22 protein-coding genes, 1 tRNA gene and 1 pseudogene are annotated in these 24,344 nt (G+C 51.8%); 13 read left to right on the forward strand and 11 right to left on the reverse strand.

All coding sequences use genetic code 11. From position 1 onward, the window contains the following. Positions 1-9: 9 nt before the first annotated feature. The 3 genes and pseudogenes from BLS62_RS29140 to BLS62_RS29155 all read left to right on the forward strand — a co-directional run bounded on the left by BLS62_RS29140 (position 10) and on the right by BLS62_RS29155 (position 2,365). The gene (locus tag BLS62_RS29140; protein WP_093190832.1) at positions 10-471 is read left to right on the forward strand and encodes a hypothetical protein; all 462 of its coding nucleotides are present in this window, start codon (positions 10-12) and stop codon (positions 469-471) included. A 67-nt stretch (positions 472-538) separates the two neighbouring features. After that, positions 539-1,300: pseudogene (locus BLS62_RS32860) on the forward strand (recombinase family protein). Positions 1,301-1,477: 177 nt separating this feature from the next. Then, positions 1,478-2,365: an AEC family transporter gene (locus BLS62_RS29155; protein ID WP_208991295.1), complete on the forward strand. Its 888-nt coding sequence runs from the start codon at positions 1,478-1,480 to the stop codon at positions 2,363-2,365. A 62-nt stretch (positions 2,366-2,427) separates the two neighbouring features. On the opposite strand, the gene BLS62_RS29160 is transcribed toward BLS62_RS29155, so the two are convergent. After that, entirely contained in the window at positions 2,428-3,633 is a 1,206-nt protein-coding gene (locus tag BLS62_RS29160; protein ID WP_208991296.1) for an NnrS family protein, read from the reverse strand. A 277-nt stretch (positions 3,634-3,910) separates the two neighbouring features. Here BLS62_RS29160 and BLS62_RS29165 point away from each other — a divergent pair, with 277 nt between their 5' ends. After that, positions 3,911-4,687, forward strand: coding sequence for a DUF930 domain-containing protein (locus BLS62_RS29165; RefSeq protein ID WP_208991297.1), 777 nt, complete (start codon positions 3,911-3,913; stop codon positions 4,685-4,687). Between the two features lie 2 nt (positions 4,688-4,689). On the opposite strand, the gene BLS62_RS29170 is transcribed toward BLS62_RS29165, so the two are convergent. The 5 genes from BLS62_RS29170 to BLS62_RS29190 all read right to left on the reverse strand — a co-directional run bounded on the left by BLS62_RS29170 (position 4,690) and on the right by BLS62_RS29190 (position 9,844). Beyond that, positions 4,690-5,217 carry an Lcl C-terminal domain-containing protein gene (locus tag BLS62_RS29170; protein WP_093190850.1) on the reverse strand — a complete coding sequence of 176 codons (528 nt, stop codon included), beginning with the start codon at positions 5,215-5,217 and terminating at the stop codon, positions 4,690-4,692. 492 nt (positions 5,218-5,709) lie between these two features. Further along, positions 5,710-6,618: a DUF417 family protein gene (locus tag BLS62_RS29175; RefSeq protein WP_093190854.1), complete on the reverse strand. Its 909-nt coding sequence runs from the start codon at positions 6,616-6,618 to the stop codon at positions 5,710-5,712. A 171-nt stretch (positions 6,619-6,789) separates the two neighbouring features. Continuing rightward, positions 6,790-7,827 (reverse strand): ABC transporter substrate-binding protein, encoded by a 1,038-nt coding sequence (locus tag BLS62_RS29180; RefSeq protein ID WP_093190858.1) that lies wholly within the window; start codon positions 7,825-7,827, stop codon positions 6,790-6,792. Then, on the reverse strand, positions 7,797-9,182 hold the full coding sequence (locus tag BLS62_RS29185; RefSeq protein WP_093190862.1) for a sensor histidine kinase: 1,386 nt from the start codon (positions 9,180-9,182) through the stop codon (positions 7,797-7,799). Before BLS62_RS29185 ends, BLS62_RS29180 begins: the two co-directional genes overlap by 31 nt. Beyond that, the gene (locus tag BLS62_RS29190) at positions 9,179-9,844 is read right to left on the reverse strand and encodes a response regulator transcription factor (protein WP_093190865.1); all 666 of its coding nucleotides are present in this window, start codon (positions 9,842-9,844) and stop codon (positions 9,179-9,181) included. Before BLS62_RS29190 ends, BLS62_RS29185 begins: the two co-directional genes overlap by 4 nt. A gap of 110 nt (positions 9,845-9,954) precedes the next feature. Here BLS62_RS29190 and BLS62_RS29195 point away from each other — a divergent pair, with 110 nt between their 5' ends. The 9 genes from BLS62_RS29195 to BLS62_RS31880 all read left to right on the forward strand — a co-directional run bounded on the left by BLS62_RS29195 (position 9,955) and on the right by BLS62_RS31880 (position 20,164). Then, entirely contained in the window at positions 9,955-10,938 is a 984-nt protein-coding gene (locus BLS62_RS29195; protein ID WP_093190868.1) for a tripartite tricarboxylate transporter substrate binding protein, read from the forward strand. Positions 10,939-11,006: 68 nt separating this feature from the next. Then, a complete protein-coding gene (locus BLS62_RS29200) occupies positions 11,007-11,492 on the forward strand; it encodes a tripartite tricarboxylate transporter TctB family protein (protein ID WP_093190871.1) in 486 nt (161 codons plus the stop codon). Between the two features lie 9 nt (positions 11,493-11,501). After that, positions 11,502-13,019 carry a tripartite tricarboxylate transporter permease gene (locus BLS62_RS29205; RefSeq protein WP_093190874.1) on the forward strand — a complete coding sequence of 506 codons (1,518 nt, stop codon included), beginning with the start codon at positions 11,502-11,504 and terminating at the stop codon, positions 13,017-13,019. Positions 13,020-13,045: 26 nt separating this feature from the next. Continuing rightward, a complete protein-coding gene (locus tag BLS62_RS29210; RefSeq protein WP_093191739.1) occupies positions 13,046-14,104 on the forward strand; it encodes an AbrB family transcriptional regulator in 1,059 nt (352 codons plus the stop codon). A gap of 67 nt (positions 14,105-14,171) precedes the next feature. Then, positions 14,172-15,107, forward strand: coding sequence for a phosphatase PAP2 family protein (locus tag BLS62_RS29215; protein ID WP_093190877.1), 936 nt, complete (start codon positions 14,172-14,174; stop codon positions 15,105-15,107). Positions 15,108-15,345: 238 nt separating this feature from the next. Continuing rightward, a complete protein-coding gene (locus BLS62_RS29220) occupies positions 15,346-17,748 on the forward strand; it encodes a transketolase (protein ID WP_093190882.1) in 2,403 nt (800 codons plus the stop codon). Between the two features lie 92 nt (positions 17,749-17,840). Continuing rightward, complete coding sequence (locus BLS62_RS29225) at positions 17,841-18,992, forward strand: DSD1 family PLP-dependent enzyme (protein ID WP_244283686.1); 1,152 nt, start codon at positions 17,841-17,843, stop codon at positions 18,990-18,992. Between the two features lie 188 nt (positions 18,993-19,180). Next, entirely contained in the window at positions 19,181-19,618 is a 438-nt protein-coding gene (locus BLS62_RS29230; RefSeq protein WP_093190887.1) for a glyoxalase superfamily protein, read from the forward strand. Positions 19,619-19,879: 261 nt separating this feature from the next. Then, positions 19,880-20,164: a FadR/GntR family transcriptional regulator gene (locus tag BLS62_RS31880; RefSeq protein WP_208991298.1), complete on the forward strand. Its 285-nt coding sequence runs from the start codon at positions 19,880-19,882 to the stop codon at positions 20,162-20,164. Positions 20,165-20,253: 89 nt separating this feature from the next. Here the strand turns inward: BLS62_RS31880 and BLS62_RS32695 are convergent, their stop codons facing one another. The 5 genes from BLS62_RS32695 to BLS62_RS29255 form a co-directional block, all read right to left on the reverse strand. Further along, positions 20,254-20,379 carry a hypothetical protein gene (locus BLS62_RS32695; RefSeq protein ID WP_280141894.1) on the reverse strand — a complete coding sequence of 42 codons (126 nt, stop codon included), beginning with the start codon at positions 20,377-20,379 and terminating at the stop codon, positions 20,254-20,256. A gap of 340 nt (positions 20,380-20,719) precedes the next feature. Beyond that, on the reverse strand, positions 20,720-20,935 hold the full coding sequence (locus BLS62_RS30915) for an IS3 family transposase (RefSeq protein ID WP_143521639.1): 216 nt from the start codon (positions 20,933-20,935) through the stop codon (positions 20,720-20,722). Between the two features lie 630 nt (positions 20,936-21,565). Then, positions 21,566-21,641: transfer RNA gene (locus tag BLS62_RS29245), tRNA-Phe, on the reverse strand. Between the two features lie 211 nt (positions 21,642-21,852). Further along, complete coding sequence (locus BLS62_RS29250; RefSeq protein WP_093190896.1) at positions 21,853-23,241, reverse strand: M20 family metallopeptidase; 1,389 nt, start codon at positions 23,239-23,241, stop codon at positions 21,853-21,855. Between the two features lie 32 nt (positions 23,242-23,273). Next, the gene (locus BLS62_RS29255) at positions 23,274-24,344 is read right to left on the reverse strand and encodes a 3-carboxy-cis,cis-muconate cycloisomerase (RefSeq protein WP_093190901.1); all 1,071 of its coding nucleotides are present in this window, start codon (positions 24,342-24,344) and stop codon (positions 23,274-23,276) included.

A 24,344-nucleotide genomic window follows, 5' to 3' on the forward strand; every position in this document is an offset into this window, starting at 1 on the left:
GAGTTGAGCTTGCAATCCGGCTACAAACGCCGCGCCTCCTTCCGGCATGCCGACGGCGCAGCAATAGTCCTGCAATCGCGGCAAGCAATCCGCCCAGGGCAGGAGTTGGGAACGATAATCGTCAAAGCTTTCGGCACCCACGACGTAGAGATCGCCCGACTACAAGGCAGCCGCCAAGTGGATAAAAAAGCAGACCTCGAAAGCCCGCCGATCGATAAGGTCACGGCCGGAGCAGCGTTTGATAACAAAGTTCTGCCAGCGTTGGGACGCAAAGTCAAAGTTGACCTCGTCTTTCAATTCAGTGCGCCGCACGTTGCGATGAGCTATCACTATTTCCAGAGCGTCCAGCAGGCTGACGTCCTGCGTCGCCGAACGGATATCAATCATCTCGAGCACGTTAAACAGCAGACCACGGGTCCTGGCATGGATTGGCCAGAGGAGCGGCAGGTCATTGTTTTGGTGCACGGCTGAGAGCCGTCTCGCACTGCTCCACCAAAGTTTCGATCCCGCCTATTTGTGCAAATACCGTGCGGATCCGGTGTCCGACTATTGCATCGGGCTCCTCGATGCAGCTCGCTTGGAGAGCTCTCACCAGTACTGCGATCAGCCTCTCTTCCAAATCGCGCTGGCTTTCCTGAAGCTCCTTCAACTTCCTCCTTGCCGCAGCCTGCTTCCCCCGCACCTTTTGCAGCAACGGTTCCGTCAACTCGTCGCGACACTTTGCGCGAGCCTGTCGGATCAGATTGAGCAACTGGGTGTAGCGCTTACCAAGCTAGCTCACATCCAGAAGATCATTGACTTCCATCACAGCTTCATACATCTGCATGCGCACATGACCAGCCAGCCTATCCAAGGTGCGGAACGGGGGCAAATCGATACCGACGGCACCAAGAGCCTCGTTTGGAAATGCGACCGTTTTGCTCGCTCAACCCGCCACCTTCTGAATGCCCTGGAGGAATTCGATCATTTTGGTGTGCGCTTCATCAGCGTCTAGGATCAAATCGACACAGCAAGCCCCATGAGCCCTGCCATGCTCACAATCAACGGGGCAATGGCAGAACTTGAACCTTCGCTTATCAGCGAGCGCGTGACTGCCGGAATGCGCGTCTGCAAGTCCCGGGGCATCAGCTCGGTCACCCACCCGTCTCACCCCATATTCTCACAGAAATCGAACGTCTTGGCGCAAAAACAGCCCACAGCGTCCATCAAATCGAAGGGAAAATTAAGGAAAAAGCAAGCAGAGGCATCATCGGTAATGACAATTAAATTGGTCCGTTCACTGGCACACAGGGCCTTATGACCGGCATTCACATGTATCCTCAACCCACCCCAAGGGAATGGATCAGTCTTCGGCATGGGTGCAAGGTATCCTGCTCGCATAAGCTGAGCTTATTATTCTATTGATAGCCATTAGTTTAGAGGTTCTCCTCAGGAAAAACCAGCAGGACTTTGAGGAGAAGGATATTTGGGGATTTTAATGGCTTTGCTGCCAAGCTTGGGCCTGCTTGCGCTCGGTGGTGTGTTTGGAAAACGCATGGACCCAGCCACATGGCGCGGGATTGATACGCTCAACTTCCAGCTTCTTTTCCCCGCGCTTATGTTTTCTGCAGCGGCTTCCCGACCCATTCAATTTGAGGATGCAGCAATCATCGGTTTTGGGGTCTGGGGCATTCTTGGGCTGGGATTAGTACTGGGTTGGTTTCTTCGTCCGTTCGGCCCGGCCAAATTTCTGGACTTTGCCGCGGGATGGCAAACCGCTTGGCGTTTCAATACCGCAATTGCATTTGTTGCCATCAATGCACTGGACAAAGACAGCGCATCGCTGATGGCAATTGCAATCGGCTTTGCCGTTCCGCTGGCCAACCTCATGGCGGTCACAGCCCTATCCATGGGCAAAGAGCTTGGGTTTAAGGGGATCATTCTCAAAGTGGTCCTGAACCCGTTTTTTCTTGCCGCGTTCGCCGGTGTCTCAGTGGGTTTAAGCGGCTTTTCGCTCCCATCACTCCTAATGCAAGGTCTCAATCAACTGGCACTGGCTGCCATACCGCTGGCTCTCTTAGCAATCGGAGCGACGCTGGATTGGCAAGGATTGATGAAGTTGGATATTTACACAGGTGGGCTGAACGTCATCAAACTGCTCGCTCTGCCCTTCTTTGCATGGGCAACCGTTGACATGCTGGACATCCCAAAGGAACAAGCCTCTGTTCTGGTGCTGTTTGCAGCTTTGCCCACCGCATCAGCCGCACACATTCTTGCCGCCGCCTTCGGCGCAGATTGCCGCCAACCCGCCACGCTCATCGCCCAATCAACCCTGTTGTCCTGCATCAGCCTCCCCCTATGGATCTCACTACAGGCCATGGGGTAGAGGGACTGCGTTCGCGTGCAAAGGGAGATGTTCCGGCACGCGAACTGTCCATAAGGATGCCTCTATTGGTCTATGCGAGGGCGTGTGACAATGTTCCAGTATTTGCCGGTAAAGAGCCCGAACGCGCCGACCCAACACAGAGCGGAGATGGCGAGGATGGCGAAGTAGGCTTGTGGGTAGAGCAGTACGCCAAACACCCGGACCACGGCGCTCAACACAATGAGGTAGTAAATCGCCACTTCAACGATGGTTGGTTTCAGCGGACGACCGGAGTGCCCAAGAGCGCTGCGGGTCATCATCGCAAGCATCATTCCTGCTATGGAACCAACGGTGATGGCATGAATGGCAAGCACCTGATCCACCGGAGCGTCCAGCAAGGCGGCAGCCCGGAGCAGTAGTGCAATGGGGATCCACGCATAAGACACAGGCAGGATCCATAGGATCGGCTTGCCCCAAGTCATTTGTGGACGCCACAGCCCAATTTTTACAATATGCAAACCTGCCAAAACCAGCATGCCAACGGCGCGCAGAGTTGCAACCTCATAACTCATGCCGAAGTAAATATCGCTGACGAGCAGAAGTACCATGCCAGCTGCAATGACATTTTCCAGTTGCGGGTTTCGTTGCGCCCGCTTTCCGCCCAATGCCCCGTTGGTGAAAAGCGGAATAATACGACCACCAATGACGCTGATGAAAATGGCAAACACATCAACGGACCACAGGAAAATATCAGCTGGGTCTACGTTGATCAGGTCCAGCGCGATGGCATGGAATACGCCATTTCCAACCGTCAAAACCAGCAGCAAGCCAACGGTGAAGTAGTTACGTGTGTTTTTTGCCTGATACAGCGGAACTGCAATGCCAATTGCGGCCAGTGGCAAGAAAAGAAGATCCAGAACCTGCCCAACAGGTCCACCGCCCACAAACAACAGAACACGAGCAGCCAGCCACAGCGCTAGCAGTCCGCCAAGAGCAAGGCCATTTGGAGTTTTTCGGCCTGTCCAGTTTTGAACGGCAGTGAAGAGGAACCCGACGAGTATGACCGCGGCAAACCCGAAGATCAGCTCATGAGAGTGCCAAAGCACGCCTTCTAACGGGCCGTTGATTTCGACAAGGCCGAAGATGGAGGCAACCCATAGAGGAACGCTGATGGCAGCATAAGCAGCACCGGCAATGTAAAACGGGCGAAATCCGAGGGATAAAAACGCTTCCCAGGAAAAGCCAGCCTTGGGCTTTGGAAGGTTCGGCATCGTTTGTGACTGCTGCATCTAACTCATCTCAGTCGGCAAAGGCTCAGCCTTCACTCATCTATTCTTATAGCGTTTGTCGAATTTCGATCTCGTTACTCTCCTAGTTACGAGAAGAATTATTCCAACCTATTACTCCTTATAAACATGAGAATAAAACTCATAATTGTCGCAGGACAAGCATTTTGTAATTATCGGGTCACGGTTTCGTGAGCAGACGAGGCAGTTAAGCGCCCCCACGTACCTTTGGAGCTGCCAGCTGAAAAGAGCTGCGGGTAAAGTGAAGGACATTGTCCGGATGTCTGATTTTTGCCGTTTTCTACCTCAAAACTCCGGGTTTTTGAAAGACATGGACGTGGGCGATTCACTGCAAATATCAAAGGCAGAAAGAGTTGAGTTTTCGGAGGCTGGATCAAGTCGGTTTTATGCTGTTTTGCTTGTGTCTTCTATTGCGATACACCTAGTTGCCTACTGGTTTCTCTTTATGACCAGTTTGCCACGTGGTCGCCGTGCACTTCCCATCAAAAGCATTGGGGTCGAGTTTATTACCGGCCGACAGTTAGATCAGCTCTTTGCAAAGCCTGTGGTTGAGGACATTCCGACGGCCTCTATCTCAGGACCGATTGTTCCTCAGGTGGAGCCAAAGCAACTGCCCTCTCCCGTCCCACCGATCGAGACAGACCAGGCACCACAACGGGTCGTCGCCCGCAAATTCCAACTTGGTAGAATATTGGCGGAACCGGAGAACAAGGAACTGCTGGATTCACTCGTTTTGTTTGATCCTGCGGACCAACGGGAGCAATTGTGCAATCTGGAAGTTATGGAACAAATTCAAATTTGGAACGCCGACTATAAACCGGAACGAGTTGTCGCCTTTGCCTATGGAGATGTCAGGATTTCGCATAAAACAATCACCGCAGACGGCGCTGCTTTTAGAAGCGCAAGCAACTGGTACAGACTTCAATACACTTGCACATTTGAACCAACCAACAATCAGGTCACAGCCATGGACTTTTTCGCCGGCGACCAGATCCCCCAATCAGATTGGGAAGATCACTTCTTGTTTGCAGAGTGAACCTACTCCACATCCCGCACAGCGCGGATGGCGAGGGAGTAGCCTTGGCTGTGGAAGTCCAGCGCATAGGTGACAAAGTCCAGATAATAATACATGCGTGATAGCTTCTGATCGTTGGTTGCGGACCAGAAATCGGCATATTCTCCAAACATAGGCTTGTTTAGATCAGGAAACAGCGCGTGCAGTTCCTCTTTATCTGCACAGGTGGAATCCAACAGGCCGTAGAGCTCGCGAATTGTTGGGAGGCGCCACCCCTCCGCACTTTCAGCAAGGAGATCGACGGCTTCATTTTGCGCAATCTGCAAGGGCTCGCCAACGCAGCTGTCTTTGGCTTGCTGCCATACGGTGCCCTCTGCGCAACGCTTCCACTCCAGTGATGTGCCGGTTTGGGTTACCAATGCTCCGTTGAGTGTAAAACGATCTTGCAACGCAGGTTTTTGTTTACAATCGACCTCCGCAATAGCGGGCGAAACTAGGCTTAAAATACTCAAGCATGTAAGGGTTGTTAGAACACGTGTTTTTTTTGTCATTATAGCCGGTCGCAACGTGATTTCGGGAAGAATAGATTTCTTCTGGCTCACTCTATGCTTTCGTACAGGGTGAGCGCGCAGGAAGAACCGTTCACTGGACGGTAATCGTGTTTTATTTAGGGTAGCAAGCCCCACTTTTACACTTATCTGTGTATTCTGCAGATAGGTAGAGCGACTTCGGCCCGCCCTCCTCATTCTCTTCGCTTAGCAACAACTTCCCGTTTTACGAGCATCTGTTGCTGAATCCACGTAGGATGTGCCAGACCCGAGGTAGGTGTCATGTGACAAGTCAAACGCGCTGAACAGCTCTCCGAAATCCTTTGAGACTGACTTCTCTGTAATGCCTTTATGCAGGAGGCGCGTCTGCCATGCATTCAAGGTGGGGAAGTCCTCGAGGGAATCATAACAAGAGTGGTTATCAATCCTCTTGGCCGCCCGGCCCCGCTGGAGGACGTATCTCCTCCAGCCATAGTTACTTTGGTGATCGTCGCCTCAATAATTTTTCCAAAGAATGACAGCTGAGGCGAGAAGGAGTTGGTCTTTCAGGACGAAGACGCCGGTGCGATTGAGGAATGGGAAGAAGGAATCTGCATCCCAACCGGGTACGGAGAACATAAATGTCAGTGTTCCCAGCGCGGTTGCTGCTATGCCCAGCACACCTAAAGTTCCTAGGAAGCGATTGAATGGCAGGGTTAAGAGCAGAATCAGGAATGTCCATTCAACGATGCCAATGAAATTTGACGCTCCGCGTACATCCCAAATGAGATAGGTCCAGCTAAAGAGGATGTTGGAGGACATAAGACGTACAATGCCCTGAGCCTCAAACTCATAGAATTTCATCCATCCAATCCACCCCATGACCAGAGTAATGCCCACAAAGCTGGCAAGGATGGAAATCTTCCGCCACATGGAAGCTTGGGAGCCTGATCCTTGTTCCCGTAATTTTGCTGCTAATATGTAGGCGGGAATTGCGAACATGGACATGTATTTAAGAATGTTCTGCCCTGATCCGATGATGGGAAAGCCACCAAGATTATCCATCCAGACCGGACTGGTGAACAGGTAGAGGAAGTTCATGGCGAAGATAAGCATGGCCATGATGCAGCCAATCACGCCTATCTTGGTCCTGCGCAGACCAAGCAGAATAAACACACCTGCGGCTGTCTCAAATATTGCCATAAGGATGGAGAGTGTTTGAACTCCTAAAACATTCAATGCAAACCCATAAAGCGGGCTGTTGCCCACCCAGGCTTCTATCTGTTGATGCTCCGGCGCGGTTAGTTTCAAGAGCCCGAGCCATATTAGGTAAGTCGCTGTTATGAGCGACAAGTAGACGACAAGGGAGTGTTCTGAGGGACGGTAGGAAATGATTTTTTTGATAGGACCGGGGGATTGGGTCACAGGGAGTTTCCTTGTTCCAAGGGGTGTAAAGCCACTTATATGAACCACCGAACCCATGTTTACCGTGTCAGCACTATCCCTAACCAGCCCTGGTTTTCAGGAGTAGTCCCATGACAACGGCGTGACAAAAATTGAAGAAAATTTCCTTTCCATAAAAACGGGCCATATTCCTCATGGTTGAATAATTGCGCTTTTCCATTCTTCCAGAAAACGTGTGCGTTTGAGGGTATCCAAATACACCAGCAAGCCAGGGCCAAGACGGATCGTTCTGAGCGATAGTTTTTGCGAAACACGTTCTCTGTTGAGTTTGGGGTATGGGTAGTATCCTGCCCCCTCCTCACTCCAGGATGCGGTGATCAGATGATCAATGAAATCTCCCGCTACAGCTGGATTTTCCGCAGTGGTGGGTATGACAGCAGAGCGCAGCATGAGCGTGGTGAAGTCTTCCAGTTCCAATATGCCGATGTTTGGGTCTTTCGCGGCCTTGGCCTGTGCATAGGAGCCGAGCACGTTGTAGGCTACGGCAAGTTCACCGCTGGTGATGTCAGAAATCATATCCGCTGAACAGCAATAGAGCTTGGCCTGCAGGCTACCCATCACCTCATTCAGTCGCCAAAATGTGTCTGAGGTTCTGGCGTCCTGCGTGGCGAACAAAAACCCGAGCCCGCTTTCCCGAATATCGTAGGTGCCAACTTTGTCTGTAAATCGTTCCGAATTATTGCGCAGAATTGAGATCAGGCTTTGCCGTGAGGTGGGAATGTCCAATCCCTCAAAAGCTGATTTCGAATAGACAATGGAGGCGGGTTCCTGCGTGAAGGCAAACACATGGTTTCTCCACCGCGCCCAGTCCGGCAGCAATATTTCCTGCGGAGAGTTATATGGTTGCGTAAAGCCATCATTGGCAAGCTTTACTTGCAGATCCATGGCGGATGAGATAGCGATGTCAAAAGCTTTGCCTTCCGTCTGCAAAGCGGTCATCAGCTCGGTACTGCTCACCACCGTGTAATCGACAGAAACACTCGGGTATTTGCGTTGGAACGCTTCTACAAGTGGCGAGAAGATATCGATATCAGAATTGGAGATAATGCGAAGGCTCTCCCCACCCTCCGTGGCCGGAAAGGTCTTGTGTTGCTCAATTTCAAACGCACTTGCTGGCATCAACCAAAGCACAAATGAGATCAGGAGTGAGGAAAGTAGAAGGATACGCATGCGCCTGTTACATTTTTTCTGTTGGAGAGTTTGAGATATCCGCCATGGGCCTGAACGACCTCTTCAGCGATGGTAAGGCCAAGGCCAGAACCAATGGTGTTTTCAGCATTACTGCCGCGAGAGAACCGTTCCGTTAAGCGATTGATATCATGTTCATTAAATCCATTGCCCTGATCACAAACCGAGACCACAACCCATTGGTTTTTGGTGGTGACGCTGAGCATGATATCCTCCCCTTGAGGAGCATACTTGATGGCATTGTCTATGATGTTGCTCAGTGCATTTTGAATGAGGATGACATCACCTAAAACGAGCGGAGGAGTGCTCCCTTCAAGGATCAAGGTTTTGTCCTGCATCTCTGCTAAGGGGCGATGGCGCTCAAGGGTTTCACTTGCCAGTTCCAAAAGGTCGATTTGAGTGACTTCAAGATGGTCGGTTCGGAATGAGACCATGGCGTGGTCGAGTAACTGTCCGGCGGCGCGAGAGCTTTCGTCAATGGCGCGGATCATCTCTTTCAGCGAAGCACGGTTTTCTGGCCGTTCCACCCTGCGCAGAGCTATTTCTGCCTGCGTTCTGAGCACTGCCAAAGGCGTACGCACACGGTGGGCGGCCTCAGCGATGAACTCTTCTGAACGTGTCAGAGATTTCTTCAATCGCTCCATAAATCGGTTCAAGGCGACGACCAGTGGTGCCATTTCTGCCGGAACCGGTGCTTGTACTTCTCGTAGGTCTTGTGGCCCTCTGCGAGAAACTGAATCCGCCAATACTTGTATGGGCTTCACAGCTGATTGAGCGGTCAACACACCCAAAACAGCAGCAGCTACAAAAAAGCCGAAGCCGAGGTAAAACGCACTGGTGGAAATCCGTTCCAATGTTTCTCTCTGCCGCTTTAATGTTTGTGCAACTGAGACTGTCACCTCAACGGGTCCTGAGGCATAAGAAAGCCGTCGGGTAGCTGACACCATACGGATGCTTTCGCCAAGATAATGAGAGGTGATGAAGCTGTGACTTTCTTGCTTCATAGGAGGCTTTGCAAGGGGAAGCCCTTCATATCCGGTCAGGAATTTCCCATCCGCTGCCACGCGGTAGAACACCCGGTCATCGCTGACATTTCCCAGCATAGACAGGGCTGAATAGGGAATATCGACAGTCACAGCACCGCCCTGAATTGCAGCACTGTCCAGAATGGACGTCGCAGATGCAGTCAGGATGTTATCCTGAGATTCCTCAGCCACTTGCTTTGCAAAGGTCATCACCATAATGAACAGCAGAGCCGCCAAGACAGCCGCGATTCCCAGCAGTTGAAGGGTTAGACGTCGTCGGATCGAACCGGATATGTTGGTAACTGCACTCATGCCAGACTTAACCGGTACCCTAACCCACGCACTGTGATGATTTGGACGGACGAGCTGGCGATGTGCCTGCGCAATCGGCCCACATACACCTCAATGGCATTTTCTGAAACATCCTCATTATAGGAAAACAGTCGGTCGACCAACTTGGTCTTGGAGAAAATAACGTCTGGTGCGCCAAAGAAAATCTCCAAAAGTCGAAGCTCTTTGTTGCGCAAGTTGACAGTCGTGCTTCCCACTTTCAGCGTTCCTGCCAGCGAGTCAAAAATCAGATCCCCAAGCCGTTTTGCGTTGGTCACTCCACCAGATTGACGCCTCCACACAGCGCGGCAGCGGGCTTCCAACTCTGAGAAATCAAAGGGTTTGGTGATGTAATCGTCCGCCCCAAGGTCCAATACGCCTACTCTGTCAGAAACTTCAGAGCGCGCTGTCAAAACAATAACCGGGGTCTCGTCTTGCCTGCTGCGATGTGTACTTAAAAAATCTCGCCCGTCCCCATCCGGCAACATAATATCCAGTAGGATCATGTCGTAATCACTGGTGGAAACGTAATCTTCTGCCACACTAATTTCCGCTGCGTGATCAACAACATGTCCGTCCAAAATCAACCGGTCCGAAATGGCGGCAGCCAGCTTTGCATTGTCTTCAACGAGAAGAAATCTCATGTTTGCCTCCCCCAAATAATCATGGACATGACAGGTTTATGTCAGGTTTGAGTGATTTCACTTAGTCATGGGCGAAAAACACCGCCCCTGTCAAATGGGAGGATTCTACTATGGGCATTATTCGGGCTCGCCGCGTCATTGCGGCTGCAGCAGTTGCTGCGATGACTTTTTCTCTGCCAACGGCTTCAATTGCGGAGCCAGTTCTTGAGAGCATTCACTTTCTAATTCCAGGCGGCGCTGGCGGTGGCTGGGACGGCACTGCACGCGGGACTGGTGAAGCTTTGACCAAATCTGGTTTGGTGGGCACAACTTCTTTTGAAAACATGTCTGGCGGCGGCGGCGGTAAAGCCATCGGTTACCTGATTGAGAACGCAGAAAGCCAGCGCGGCACATTGATGGTGAACTCCACACCCATCGTGATCCGCTCTCTTACTGGCGTATTCCCGTATAACTTCCGTGATCTGACACTGGTTTCCGGCACCATCGGCGACTACGCAGCTATCGTTGTAGGCAAAGACAGCCCGATCAACTCTATGGCGGACCTTTTGGCTGCCTACCAAGCTGATAAGCGCAGCACTGCTATCGGCGGCGGATCAGTTCCAGGCGGCATGGACCACCTGGTTGCAGCAATGGTGATGGAAGCAGCTGGCGAAGACGCAACAGCGGTGAAATACATCCCGTATGATGCTGGTGGCAAAGCAATGGCTGCTCTGCTCTCTGGTGAGATTACGGCGCTTTCCACTGGGTTCTCTGAGGCGATTGATCTTGCAAACGCAGGTGAAGTGAAAATTATCGGTGTAACGTCCGATGACCGCGTTGCCGCATACAAAGATGCGCCGACCATGAAGGAACAGGGCATAGACACCACCTTCGTGAACTGGCGCGGTTTCTTTGCTGCACCGGGTTTGCCAGAGGCTAAACTGACTGCCTACCAAGAAGCAATTGCCAAGATGTACGACACACCTGAATGGGAAGTTGTTCGTGCGCGCAATGGCTGGGTCAACATCCACAATTCCGGTGAAGATTTCCATGCCTTCCTCGAAGGCCAGGAAAAGGTCGTCGGCGATCTCATGAAGAAGCTCGGCTTCCTCTAATCCAAATCAAAACAAATGGGTGCGCCGGTTAAGGCGCATCCGCTTGCCAAGCCCAATGGGAGGGGATTATGGCGCTAGACCGATGGATTGCACTCGTCATTCTGACAGTGAGCCTAAGTTATGGGTACACCGCGTTTTTTATGATGGATGCAGGCCTGCCGCCGATCATGCGGTTCAACCCCATATGGCCAAGTACGTTTCCTAAAGTCATTGCTGTTCTGGCATCATTGACAAGCCTTGCAATTGTTTTGGGGCTTGAGAAAAAACCTGCTGATGCCGACCCAAGTGAGATCAACTACCGCAAATTGGGCGACTACAAAATCGGACAGGCCGTTTTCCTGCTGGTCTTGATGACCGCTTATGCGTTGCTGCTGCGGCCCGCTGGGTTTCTGCTCTCTACCGTTGTCTTTTTGGTGGCAGGAGCTGCACTTCTGGGTGAACGCCGGTTTTTCATTCTTGTTCCTGTTGCGATTCTGGCTGCCGGTGTCGTCTGGTATCTGGTTCAACAGACACTTGGCATCTATCTCAGCCCCCTTCCAACCTTCCTCACCTAGGAGGCCACAATGATTGACGGCATTCAGATTGGCCTCTCTACGGCCTTCTCAATTTCTAACCTCTTGATGGTGATTGGCGGCTGTCTTATCGGCACATTCATTGGCATGTTGCCCGGTTTGGGGCCAATGTCGATCATCGCGATCATGATCCCCGTTGCCATTTCCATCGGTGATCCATCCGCTGCGCTCATCCTGCTCGCCGGAGTGTATTACGGAGCGATCTTTGGTGGATCGACTTCCTCCATTCTCATCAATGCCCCCGGCGTGGCGTCCACAGTGGCGACCAGTTTCGATGGGTACCCGCTGGCACGGCAAGGCAAAGCAGGCAAGGCGCTGACCGTAGCTGCAATCTCCTCTTTTGCTGGCGGTTCCATTGGTGCGATCCTGCTGATGATCTTCGCGCCAGCGCTGGCCTCAGTTGCTCTGCTCTTCCACTCCGCTGAGTATTTTGCGTTGATGGTGGTCGGTCTCTCAGCCATTGCCGCCTTTGCGGGCAGCGGCCAAGTCTCCAAAGCCTTGCTCATGACCTTGGTTGGTCTGATGATGGCGACTGTGGGCGAAGGGGCTTTGTTCAACCAGCCACGCTTCACCATGGGCATCTTGGATCTGCAATCCGGCTTTGGATTCGTGACGCTGGCCATGGCAATGTTCGCGCTGCCAGAAGCGCTGTTCCTCGTGCTGGATCCGGCACGTTCAAACTCTGGTAGCACTGGCGGAGACATCAAAGATCTGCGCATTACCAAAGCTGAAGCTAAGTTGATTGCCCCCGTCATTGGTCGCCAGTCCATTCAAGGCTTTCTGATCGGGGTTTTGCCGGGTGCAGGTGCAACCATCGCCTCCTTCCTTGGTTATGCGGTTGAGCGCAACCTTGCCACGAAGGAAGAACAAGCCGAGTTTGGTAAGGGATCTCTCAAAGGGTTGGCTGCGCCGGAATCTGCAAATAACGCCGCTTGTACTGGCTCTTTCGTTCCGCTGCTCACTCTTGGTATTCCCGGTTCTGGAACCACGGCCATTTTGCTGGGGGCTCTGATTGCCCTTAACGTATCACCGGGTCCACGCCTGATGATTGATCAACCAGAGATCTTCTGGTCCGTGATCATGTCCATGTATGTGGGCAATGTCGTTCTGCTGATCCTCAACCTGCCACTGATCCCCTACATCGCAAAGGTTTTGGCGGTACCACGCAATTTTCTCATTCCGTTCATTCTGTTCTTTACCCTCATGGGCGCTTACATTGGGCAGAACAATTCCACAGAACTGTTGATCCTTGTTGGCTTTGGAGTCTGTGCAACGGTGTTGCGGTTTGCGAACTATCCGCTGGCGCCCTTGCTTATCGGCTTCATTTTGGGCAGCATGTTGGAAGATAATTTCTCCCGCTCCATGCAGCTTTATGATGGCATCGTTTTTGTTCTGGAACGTCCAATGACAATGGGGCTGCTGGCTGTTGCGGTTATTCTTGTGGCCCTGCCAACGTTCCGAGCCCGACGGGTTCGTAAGCAGGAACTACAGGCAGCCGAAAGCGATTGATGCAAAACTGCGGGAAATGGGGTGAAATGGTGAGAAGAGACAGCAACCTTCGCAATATAGCAGTGACACTCGTCATTGCCGGCAGTGGCGCTGGCCTTTTCACACTCCTTGGATTTCCCGCAGCTCCTCTCACCGGGTCGGCACTGGCCGTCTCAATGGGTGGATTATTAGGTGCGCCTGTTGTCGTCCCCTTATGGCTGAGAACCATATGCTTCGTGGTTTTGGGAGTAAGCATCGGCTCCGGTGTAACACCTGCCGTTATTGATGCCGCTGTCGCATGGCCTGCAAGTTTCATCGCGCTCGGCATCAGCCTAATCGTGAGCATGCTCATAAGTCGGTTCTTGTTGATACGGTTTTTCGGGTTTGATGCGTATAATGCCTCCCTCGCCTCCTCTCCCGGACACTTGAGTTACATTCTCAGCATGGCGGCAGATAGCAATGCGGATGTGGCCCGAATTGGCCTTGCTCAAAGCACGCGGGTTTTGTTCCTCACCATCTGCGTACCGCTGTTTGTAACCCTGTTTTTTGAGGAAACAGGCGCAACGTATCTGCCAGCAGATGATGTTTCAGCCCTCTCGGCGCTCTATCTTCTGCTTGCAGCGGCTATCGTCGGCGTCCTTTTCCTGAGGATGAAACTGCCTGCGGCTTACCTGCTTGGCGGGATGCTGGTGTCTTCCCTCGGACACCTCACAGAACTCACCCCCGGCAAGATGCCGGATTGGGCGACAATCGGCTCGTTCCTGATCATGGGCGCGTTAATCGGCACCCGCTTCAAAGGCATCAGCCCCGAGCTGTTCGCTAAAGCAATTGGCGCAGGGCTGGTTGTAACACTGGTAACGGTCGGCATGGCGATCTTTGGCGTTGTGCTCGTGATGCCGGTTGTCGGGCTCAACCCAAGCCTGCTGTTCGTTGCCTTTGCCCCCGGCGGGGTGGAAGCCATGGCCGCCATAGCCGTCCAAAGCGGGCTCGACCCAACCTTCGTCGCCGCCCACCACATCTTCCGCCTGCTGCTACTGACTGTATTTGTGCCGCTGCTTCTGCGGCGAATTAAACCAGCATCTCCTCAGGAGAAGAATTCAATTTAGTTTTAAACGTATTTTAAAAACCCATCTCTATTGATGACCAATCAAGTTATTTATTGGAAGTAATAGAATGTGGTCCAGAGCAGAGATTTTCAGAAACAAAGTTATATTTGCTCTGATAGGAGCGGATGCGTTTCTTTTCTATTACTTTGATAAAAACCCAGATTATTTCGGTTTTATCACCAGCATCGCAGTATTTGTAATTTTTATTGCAGCGGCAAAATACTATTATAGCTCACGTAAAGAGATCAAGATCGCAACAGCCTTTAAGGCAACAGCACATTTGATTCTCTATACTTGTGTGGGGTCAATCTTTAATCATCTATTGGTGCTAACGGGCAGACCTCTCATTGACGGCATCTTAGCCTCATGGGATCGCGCCTTAGGGTTTTACTGGCCCGAATTTATTGTAAAGGCACAAAGTATTGCTTGGCTCGATTGGATAAGCTCAGTCGCCTACAATTCTTCTTTGCCGCAAATTGCTGTCGTTGTGCTGGTATTGAGCTTCTCAGGCAGGCAAGAAAAGCTAGATAAAGTTCTCAATGCATTTGTTATTAGTAGTCTGATTACGATTTTATTCTGGGCGATGTATCCATTATTTGGATCTTTTGTCTACTACAGCCTAACAGACGAAGTTTCAGCTATACCCGGTCTCGTTGTAGATAGAGCAAATGTAGACCAGATCCTTCAATACCGGTCAAATAACTGGGATACCCTAAGAATGGACCGTCTCACCGGACTTATAGCCTTCCCATCGTTTCACACAGTCATGGCGGTCCTTACAATTTATGCATTTTGGAATGTTCGTTTCGTTTTTCTGCCGGTATTCCTCCTCAATGTATTGGTCCTAATTTCAGTCCCTATTGATGGAGGCCATCATCTGGTAGATGTCGCTGCTGGAATTATTGTTGCCTCGCTGGTTATTGCTTTCGTGGAAGGAAGGTTTGCAAGAGCATTGAAGTTTCTTGTTTCCAACAAGCAGTCCAAAGTCAGGTCATCCGCATAAACATTAGGTTATTTGAGGTATTTACAGCAATATCAGCAAATGAGGCCTAACTGATCTTGAGCCAAAAAATGCATTCTCAACAGGTGATATGGAATTATTTTCCTAAATTATTGATATTTCACGAATAATTCCCTTGTTCCAGTAAAATTATTAATCTGCTCAAAACATTAATTTCCTAGAAAACCTGTTAGCCTGCTGCAATAAATCAGGAATTCTATTGAAACCGGCGGGATGTTTTATGAGCGCAGCACAACTGGAAACTTTGGCTATACTGGAAAGCCGTGTGAGATGGCTGGCCTCCTGGACCATTCACAATGCAAACCACGTGCGCGCCTCTGATCCCGGTGATGTGAAAGTCGGTGGTCATCAGGCCTCGTGTGCTTCCATCAGTACCATCATGACTGCGCTCTATTTTAATTCTCTGCGACCTCAGGACCGTGTTGCGGTTAAACCGCATGCAGGCCCGAACTTTCATGCCATCCAATACCTTGCCGGCAACCAAACACTTGAGAAACTGCAAAACTTCCGAGGGTTCCACGGCGCGCAGTCCTATCCTTCCCGCACCAAGGATATTGACGATGTTGATTTCTCAACCGGCTCTGTTGGTCTTGGCGTGGCGCAAACGTTGTTCTCCTCTTTGGTGCAGGACTATGTGCAGGCGCATGGCTGGCTAAAGAATGCGCCGGAAGGCCGGATGATCGCGCTTATTGGTGATGCGGAGATGGATGAAGGCAACATCTATGAAGCCTTACTGGAAGGCTGGAAGCACGGCCTGCGCAATTGCTGGTGGATCGTTGATTACAACCGTCAGTCGCTGGATGCTGTTATTCGCGAAGGGCTCTGGGAGAAGTTCGAGAGTATTTTCCGCAACTTCGGTTGGGATGTAGTCATTCTCAAACACGGTTGTTTGCAGGAGGAAGCTTTTGAAGAACCGGGCGGAGACAAGCTCCAAAGCTGGATCAACACATGCCCGAACCAGCTTTATTGCGCGCTGGCGTATCAAGGCGGAGCTGCATGGCGCAAGCGCCTGCTGGATGAACTCGGTGATCAAGGCGAGGTCGGTGAGCTGATCAACCGCCGCAGCGATGACGAACTCTCCACCCTGATGTGCAATCTGGGCGGCCACGATATGCCCTCCTTGATTGATGCATTTGATCGCGCTGGAACTCACGACAGACCAACACTGTTCCTGTGTTACACAGTGAAGGGTTTTGGTCTTCCGCTCGCAGGCCATAAAGACAACCACGCAGGCTTGATGAACCCAAAGCAGATGCACGGCTACCGCCAACAGCTTGGCATTCGCGAAGGCCATGAATGGGACAAGTGGGAGGCTGCTGGGCAAGACCCGGCAAGCTTGCAAAGTTTTGTTGATGCAGCACCGTTCTTTGCCAAAGGCAGCAGGCGATATGAAGCAGATACCGTGCCCGTTCCCAAGTACCTGCCAAGGCCTGATACCAATGAAAAAACCCTCTCAACTCAAATGGGGTTTGGGCATATTCTGCATGAGATTTCCAAGGCAGATGAAGAGCTCGCCAAGAAAATTGTGACCACTGCACCCGATGTTACCGTCTCCACCAACCTTGGGGCCTGGGTCAACCAGCGCGGCTTGTTTGCCAAGGAAGAGTTGGCGGATACGTTTAAAGCGGAGCGGATTCCCTCCACCTTCAAATGGTCTTTCTCACCCAAGGGCCAACATATGGAACTGGGTATTGCCGAATCTAACCTGTTCCTCATGCTCTCAGCGCTTGGCCTGTCTCACGCGATCAACGGGGAACGATTGCTGCCTATTGGCACGGTTTATGACCCGTTCATTTTGCGGGCAGCGGATCAGCTTAATTATGCCTGTTATCAGGATGCACGGTTTATGCTGGTCGCAACTCCCTCTGGCATCACGCTGGCACCGGAAGGCGGCGCGCACCAATCCATCAGCACGCCGCTGGTGGGTATGGCACAGGATGGGTTAGCCTCGTTTGAACCTGCGTTTGTGGATGAGCTTGCCATCATCATACGGTTCGGGCTCGATTATATGCAGCGTGATGGCGAAGGTGATCCTGATGAACGCACATGGCTGCGCGATCAGACGGGTGGTTCCATTTATCTGCGCCTCTCCACTCGCCCTGTTGAGCAGCCGTTGCGCACGTTCAGACCGGAGCAGGAACAGGAGATTGTTGACGGGGCGTACTGGCTGCGCAAACCCGGCCCCAATGCTCAAATTGTCATTGCATACACCGGTGCTGTCGCGCCAGAAGCGATCAATGCAGCTGGATTGATGGCAGAGGATCGCCGCGATATCGGCCTGCTCGCCATCACCTCAGCCGATCGCCTGAATGCAGGATGGACTGCGGCACAGCGGGCACGGGATCGCGGCATGGTACATGCACAAAGCCATATAGAGCGGCTGTTTAACGATGTGCCAGACAATTGCTCCCTGATCACCGTTTTAGATGGGCATCCAGCTACACTGGCGTGGTTGGGCGCGGTCAAAGGCAACAGAATCCGCACCCTTGGCGTGGAGCACTTTGGCCAGACTGGCACGATTGCCGACCTTTACCGTCATTACAGCATTGATACGCAGGCCATAATGCAGGCGGCAGAAACCATATCCTCAGGTGGAAAGATCCGTTATATCAAGGCTATATAATAACAAGGGACCGGAGCACTATTTACCCCATTGCTCCGGTCGGTAATTTTGTCCAATGTTGTCATGCTTCTCCTAGTTTCAGGGATTCGACCGTGACCTCAGATTTCTCTCAGTACACTCTTGGCTATGATATTCCAGCTCTTCCCGGTATGAAGCTGGAAGACGTGCAAACTCCTGCTTTACTCATAGATCTTGACGCGTTCGAGGCAAACTTGCTGGCGATGCGGGATGAGATTGCAGCGTATGGTGTGCGGCATCGAGCGCACTGCAAAATGCATAAATCAGCAGATATTGCGAAGCTGCAAATGGAGTTGGGCAATGCCTGCGGTGTGTGTTGCCAAAAGGTGAGTGAAGCTGAAGCACTGGCGCGCGCTGGCATCACAGACATTCTCGTTTCCAATGAAGTTTGTGATCCTTATAAGCTTGACCGGCTTGCCCAATTACCAAAACTAGGCGCGCGAATTCTGGTGTGCACGGATGATCTAAACAATGTCGCCGCACTCTCAAAAGCTGCCGTCAAACACGGAACCGAACTTGAAGTTCTTGTGGAATTGGAGAGTGGCGGCGGTCGCTGTGGTGTGGCCGATGGGGCTGCTGTTCTTGAGTTAACACAGGCGATTATTGCCGAGCCAAATCTTCGGTTTGCAGGTATTCAGTCCTATCAAGGTATGGCGCAACACGCCTATGAGTATGCGGAACGGAAAGCGCTGCTGGATACGGCCATCACACTCACCAAGGAAGTCGTGGATCTGCTCGCAAGCCATGAAATCGCTTGCGATATAGTCGGCGGTGCTGGCACAGGAAGCTACCCATTTGAAGCGGCTTCTGGCGTTTTCAACGAGCTGCAATGTGGCTCCTACCTGTTCATGGACGCAGATTATCGCCGTGTGAAAACTAAGGAGGGTTTGTTCCTACCGAAGTTCGAACATGCGTTGTTTCTGCTCACATCCATCATGTCAGTTGATATCGATGGCCAAGCGGTGTGTGATGCCGGTTTGAAAGCTCACAGCGTGGATTCGGGTCTGCCGACCGTGTTTGAGCGCCCTGACTTGCGAAGCCTTGGGTTTTCCGATGAACATGGCGTCCTCAAAGACCCTGGGAACACGCTCAAGCTCAATGACAGGATCAAGCTGGTTCCCGGTCATTGTGATCCAACCTGCAACCTACATGATTGGTATATTGGTCTGCGAAATGGGGTGGTGGAAGTGCTCTGGCCAGTGACCGCTCGGGGTAAATTTTACTAGGCTTGCCGGGGCTTGACGGCACCAGTGTTCCTCTGTAGGTTGCGCGCCAAGGGTTCAGGCCCCTGCCGCTCGCGGAGCATATGCTCATGGTGAAGCCTGAAATTATTGAGAGAACGTCAGCCCAAATAAGCGGGTTGGTGGTAATGCGAGCCCCATCAAATTGATCCCGCATAGTTTGAGGCTATAACATGACCGGATCTTTGCCATCCATTTCAGCGTTAAAGATGCAAGCCAAACAATTGCGTACTGCATTAGAAAAACGCGGTGAACCACTTTCCCATTCTCAGGTGCTTGAGCTTATTACGCAACAGCAAGGCTTTAAGGACTGGAACACGTTGTTTGCCGCCGTCGGCAACCGACCGCCGGTGTTGTATCTGCGCCCCGGAGACCGGGTTGCGGGCAGATACCTTGGGCAGCACTTTGATGCGGAAGTCCTTGGCGTACAAGGCTCCACAGCTGCATGCCGCGTTCGGCTCACTTTGAAGTTTGATGAAGCCATTGACGTTGTCTCGTTCAAAAGCTTTTCCGCTTTTCGGCAACGCGTTACCTGCACACTAAACTCAGATGCCATGACCAGCGAGAAAACCTCCGACGGTGAACCGCATATGGTTTTAACGCAAATGTAAATGCAGTTATAAGCCGGGAAGACACCAAGTTCTCCCGGCTCATTTCATCACCATCACGAGGTCTCATGAAAATCGCAGGAAGAGACATCCTTCACCTGTTTTGATGGAGAGGTCGCTATATTTTTGTGACCCAACTAGCTCTTTGTTGTCGCTTATAAATCTGAAATCGATGAATTGATTTGACGGCAGTTTTACTCGGGGAGGGTTTATAAGGCTCGAAAGCTGTTACCAAAATTGGTCTGATGTCTGATGGCAAACAATATGAAACGTCCATTCTGTGCGGAGCCTGATTTGCTAACTCCATCCAACAAAAATATTCGGCCAATAAAGACCGAAGACAGAAGCGATGCGATCCTGCAATCCATAACTAAGTTCATTGTAAGTGAACGTTCAGAACCAGGGGATCAATTGCCAACAGAGCGGAAACTGACGAACGGCCTTAAGGTTGGCCGATCCTCCAACCGCGAAGTTGTCTGCCATCTGCAACCACTTGGTATTGCAGAGATCCGGCGCAGATCCGGTACAGACCTCAAGCCCCCTCTTTAGGAAAAAACCGTCTACTTACCGCTCTCCATTGCCACAAAACACGATGGCCTACTGCAATCACTGGAAGTGTGCCGTGCACATACGATGAGTTATGGCAGGTGGGAGAACTTGCTAATCCTAGCTTGTTGTAACCAGCCAGCAACGGAGGAGCGGGCAAGAGTGAGCTTGTCGGCGATCTCCTGCGCCGTCAAACGGAACTCTTTGCGAAGACGCATAGCGACCGCCACCAGAAAATCTGATTATGAGACATAGATTTAGGCCGCCAGAAGCAGTTCTCAAAACCAGAAAGGCGCTCAGATTTATATCGAGAGATCCATTCGCGCAGGGTGCGGACGCTAACAGCAAATTCTCCCGCGACGATGACGACCAATCACCCTTGGTACAGCACGCGCTTGACCATCTGTTCTCGACTATACGGCGTGGTTCGGGCATTCTTGTGTGGGTTGCTAATTGCAGCGCTCCTTGAATTAGATTTGTGATGAACCCAAAATTAAGACTCTAGCGTTATTCGCACGGTTGGGAACCGTCATAGGCCGGCGTGCCGAGGGTCCGCTTTCACCCGTTAGGCTTACGAAACTGTAGACCTTCATCGCGATGTAACAGGTGAAGCTTCTTCAAGTTCATCGTTATTCCCTCGCGTTGGAGCATGGCATGAATCCGGCGATGGCCAAACCGGCGACATTCGAAAGCGATTTTCTTCATAGTCACGCGCAAGGGAACATCGTCAGCACGAAAGCGTTTGTAACGCCCGCTAGAACGATCAACGTTCATAACATAACAGGCCCGCCGTTCACTACGTCATGGATTTTGCGAAGAAAAGCAACTGCTTGACGTGCACCGCCGATGCCCTACCACTTTTTCCCATTAACGTCCCATAGCATGGCATTATTCAGCATTACTTCTACCAATAACTTTTTCAACTTGGAATTCTCATCTTCAAGAGCCCTTGGTTTAGAGCATCTGAAACGTCCAATCCAGCATACTTGGCCCTATATTTATAAAACGAGGCCGGACTGATCTCGTGGTTTCGGCAATTTTCCACCGTAGGGAACCCTGCTTTTCTGCTCCTTAATCATCCCAAGGATTTGTTCTTTCGTAAAACGCGAACGCTTCATATCTTCACCTCATCTGCAGGGTGAACCCTACTACAAACTGGAGGAGCTTATGGGGGTAGGTTACCCAACTCAGGCTCTCAACGGAACAACCCGATCAGAATCCGCATCTAGGCATGAGACAGAAGCGATGGCGCACAATTATGCAAAAGGTGTTAACTTGCACAAGACATGTCGGGAATAGCCTCCGTTTTTGAAGCAGACGCGGACACGCGCAAAACAAAGACTGTCAAACCATGCAACAGCAGAACAAATGTTCTTTTTAGGCACCATAATTTGGGGAGATAAATGGTGCCCGAAGGCGGATTTGAACCACCGACACGCGAATTTTCAATCCGCTGCTCTACCAACTGAGCTATTCGGGCACTATCAGCAGGGACAAGATATTTTCTGTCCCGCGAATGTGAGCGTGTTATAGGGTGCCTGTTTTCGTCTGTCCAGCGGGCAAATGCATTTTTTTTGAAAGAAACTAAGTTTCTCCACTGTCTGCTTGGCGAATTCCTGTAAGCGCCTTTAACTATGGCTCTTTTCGCGCGAAAGCAGGGCTCTTGCGCGTGCCGTCAACGTCGGTTTTTCTTAGGTTGGTGTACCATTTTCCGAAATATCCCAAAACAAAGCTGTCATGTTGCGCAAGGCATCGCGGGCGACTGGCTTTAGGATATGCTCATTTGGTGCGTGTTGAGAACATCCTGCATAGGAGTGCGGCACCCATACTGTTGGCAGGCCCAGAGTCTCAGAAAAACACTCGTTGGGCAGTGAGCCTGCAAGGTTTGGGAGCATATGAGGTTTCTTGCCGCTGGTTTCCTCTAGGGATGCGCTTACCATCTTCACCCAGGGATTATCTGGCGACAAACGTGTGGCCCGGAAGAAACCGCGATCTTCCTGCCGTATCTCAACATCACTGAAGCCGTTGGCGTCTAAATGCACCCGAAGGGCTGGTAAGATGTTCTCGACATCTGTGCCCACTACGTAGCGCAGCTGGCACACGGCAAAGGCGTATCCGTCGATGGCGTTTACGGGTGCTTCTGGCACTCCGCTTTTCATGGCGAGTACGGCAAACGAGTTCCAGCCAAACACGCGCTCTGCGGGCGTTAGTCCTTCTTCCCCCCAATTCTCACTGAGGGCCGGACCACGTTTATCTCCAACGGGAAGGTCCTTGAGTGCTTTGCGGATATCCGGTGTCAGGCTGTTGGGGCGCCAGGCGGGGATTTGGATTTGGCCGCGTATATCCACAATTGAGGCGATAGCGTTTGCCAGAATAATTGCCGGATCAGCCAGCAATCCACCCCAGTTGCCGGAGTGATTGGCGCCTTCGCGCAGGTTCACCTGCAACGTAAAACTCTTTCCACCGCGTGCACCAGTAAAGATGGTTGGCGTATCGGCCTGCAAGCGCGGTCCGTCGGATGCAATCAAAACATCAGCTGCGAGCATGTCTTTCTGCTCTTCAAAAAACTCCTGCAAACCGGCGGAGCCCGTCTCCTCGGAGGTCTCAATAATGACTTTGCAGTTGAAGCCAAGCTGCTTCTTTTCCTGCAACAAACACCCAAGGGCTTGTAGGTTGATAAGGTGTTGGCATTTGTTATCCGCAGTGCCACGTCCGTAAACGCGGTCGCCGTCCTCGGCTAGTTTGAAGGGCTCCAGATCGCCCTGCCACTGCCCAGCCTGACCGCGGATTACATCTCCGTGGCCGTAGGTCAGGATCGTTGGCAGATTCGGGTCTTCGATGCGGTTGCCAAACAGGAATGGCCCGCCAGCCGGATCAGGATTTTCGAAAATATGCGTTTTAAACCCGAGACGCGTGAGGAGAGGTTGTATTTCCTCTTTCAAGTATCGCATCAACTGAGGTTTTTGGGAGGGTTCCTGACTTTCTGTCGGTATGGCAACCAGTCTGGCAAGATCTGAGAGAAACGCGCCGCTATCGAAGTAAGTTTCCGCTCGCTGGATTGCTTCACTGCGACTGGACATTCTCGTTCTCCCTCTAAGTATGGCTGAGGCAGTTAATCACTTTGGCTCGTGCCAATCCACTCAATTTGTTGGAAAAGCTCTAGTGCAGTCGCAAGCCCGCAACCTGTCGTCATGCACATACCGGGCAGCACCATCCACTCCACCGCCCATGACGCGCCAGAACGTTCCTGCTCATGCACCAAAGCACCGTGCATGACGGAGACTTGCGCTGCGTTATAGCGAGCAAGGGTTACGAGCAGTTCGGCTTTAATCGGGTTTTGCTTGTGAGGCATAGCAGAAGAACTGCCCCCGCCCCTCAGCTTAACCTCGTCAATGCCTTGCTGGGCCATCAGAGCGATATCAGTGCCAATTTTGCCAAGATTGCCGGAGATCATGGAGAGCACGCCTGCGAACTCGGCAAGGCCATCGCGCTGCGTGTGCCATGATCGGTCTGGCACGCCCAATCCCAGTTCCTGCGCCATTTGGCTGACGATAACATCACCATGAGCGGCCTGCGCACTGTTGGTTCCAACCGGCCCGCCCATCTGCAAAATTGCAACTTGAGTGGCTGCTCTCTCCAGCCGGATCTGATGGCGTTTGAGTGGTTCAATCCACGTTAAGATGCGGTCCGTTGCAGTGATCGGCAGTGCGGCTTGCATACGCGTGCGGCCCATAAGCGCGTGAGCGGCATTGGCGTCATTCAGAGCCTTTAACGCTGCAATCACGGCGGTGAGACGTTTGCTGAAGATTGCCGAGACGTGTTTAAGGCTTAGCGCGAGTGCTGTGTCCATCACATCCTGACTGGTGGATGTTTTGTGGCAGTCAGATGCATGTGGCGCACCAATATGAGCCTTCAACTGCTTTATGAATGCGGGGATTGGCAGGCCGTCGATTGCCGTACCAGCCCTTAGCCCCGCAACATCAGGCTGGAAGCATTTGCACCCAGCCACAATGCCGTCTCTCGCCTCGTTGGAAATGATGGCGCTCTCGCACAGAGCATTGGTGAGAGCCACTTCATATGCCAGATAGTGAGCCAGTGTCGTCTCGGGTGAAAAGGCGTTTTGCACCTCCTCATCTCCAAACAAACCACCCCATATAGGGTCCAGGAAGAGGCTCACACTCAC

Source organism: Pseudovibrio sp. Tun.PSC04-5.I4, from assembly GCF_900104145.1.
In the GTDB taxonomy this organism is placed as follows: Bacteria; Pseudomonadota; Alphaproteobacteria; order Rhizobiales; family Stappiaceae; genus Pseudovibrio.

What these genes read in the sequence shown, in the direction of transcription:
- BLS62_RS29155 (WP_208991295.1), top strand. Translation starts at nt 1,478, where the DNA reads ATGGCTTTGCTGCCAAGCTTGGGCCTGCTTGCGCTCGGTGGTGTGTTT.
- BLS62_RS29160 (WP_208991296.1), bottom strand. Translation starts at nt 3,633, where the DNA reads ATGCAGCAGTCACAAACGATGCCGAACCTTCCAAAGCCCAAGGCTGGC.
- BLS62_RS29165 (WP_208991297.1), top strand. Translation starts at nt 3,911, where the DNA reads ATGTCTGATTTTTGCCGTTTTCTACCTCAAAACTCCGGGTTTTTGAAA.
- BLS62_RS29170 (WP_093190850.1), bottom strand. Translation starts at nt 5,217, where the DNA reads ATGACAAAAAAAACACGTGTTCTAACAACCCTTACATGCTTGAGTATT.
- BLS62_RS29180 (WP_093190858.1), bottom strand. Translation starts at nt 7,827, where the DNA reads ATGCGTATCCTTCTACTTTCCTCACTCCTGATCTCATTTGTGCTTTGG.
- BLS62_RS29185 (WP_093190862.1), bottom strand. Translation starts at nt 9,182, where the DNA reads ATGAGTGCAGTTACCAACATATCCGGTTCGATCCGACGACGTCTAACC.
- BLS62_RS29190 (WP_093190865.1), bottom strand. Translation starts at nt 9,844, where the DNA reads ATGAGATTTCTTCTCGTTGAAGACAATGCAAAGCTGGCTGCCGCCATT.
- BLS62_RS29195 (WP_093190868.1), top strand. Translation starts at nt 9,955, where the DNA reads ATGGGCATTATTCGGGCTCGCCGCGTCATTGCGGCTGCAGCAGTTGCT.
- BLS62_RS29200 (WP_093190871.1), top strand. Translation starts at nt 11,007, where the DNA reads ATGGCGCTAGACCGATGGATTGCACTCGTCATTCTGACAGTGAGCCTA.
- BLS62_RS29205 (WP_093190874.1), top strand. Translation starts at nt 11,502, where the DNA reads ATGATTGACGGCATTCAGATTGGCCTCTCTACGGCCTTCTCAATTTCT.
- BLS62_RS29210 (WP_093191739.1), top strand. Translation starts at nt 13,046, where the DNA reads ATGGTGAGAAGAGACAGCAACCTTCGCAATATAGCAGTGACACTCGTC.
- BLS62_RS29215 (WP_093190877.1), top strand. Translation starts at nt 14,172, where the DNA reads ATGTGGTCCAGAGCAGAGATTTTCAGAAACAAAGTTATATTTGCTCTG.
- BLS62_RS29220 (WP_093190882.1), top strand. Translation starts at nt 15,346, where the DNA reads ATGAGCGCAGCACAACTGGAAACTTTGGCTATACTGGAAAGCCGTGTG.
- BLS62_RS29230 (WP_093190887.1), top strand. Translation starts at nt 19,181, where the DNA reads ATGACCGGATCTTTGCCATCCATTTCAGCGTTAAAGATGCAAGCCAAA.
- BLS62_RS31880 (WP_208991298.1), top strand. Translation starts at nt 19,880, where the DNA reads ATGAAACGTCCATTCTGTGCGGAGCCTGATTTGCTAACTCCATCCAAC.
- BLS62_RS32695 (WP_280141894.1), bottom strand. Translation starts at nt 20,379, where the DNA reads ATGCGTCTTCGCAAAGAGTTCCGTTTGACGGCGCAGGAGATCGCCGAC.
- BLS62_RS30915 (WP_143521639.1), bottom strand. Translation starts at nt 20,935, where the DNA reads ATGAACGTTGATCGTTCTAGCGGGCGTTACAAACGCTTTCGTGCTGAC.
- BLS62_RS29250 (WP_093190896.1), bottom strand. Translation starts at nt 23,241, where the DNA reads ATGTCCAGTCGCAGTGAAGCAATCCAGCGAGCGGAAACTTACTTCGAT.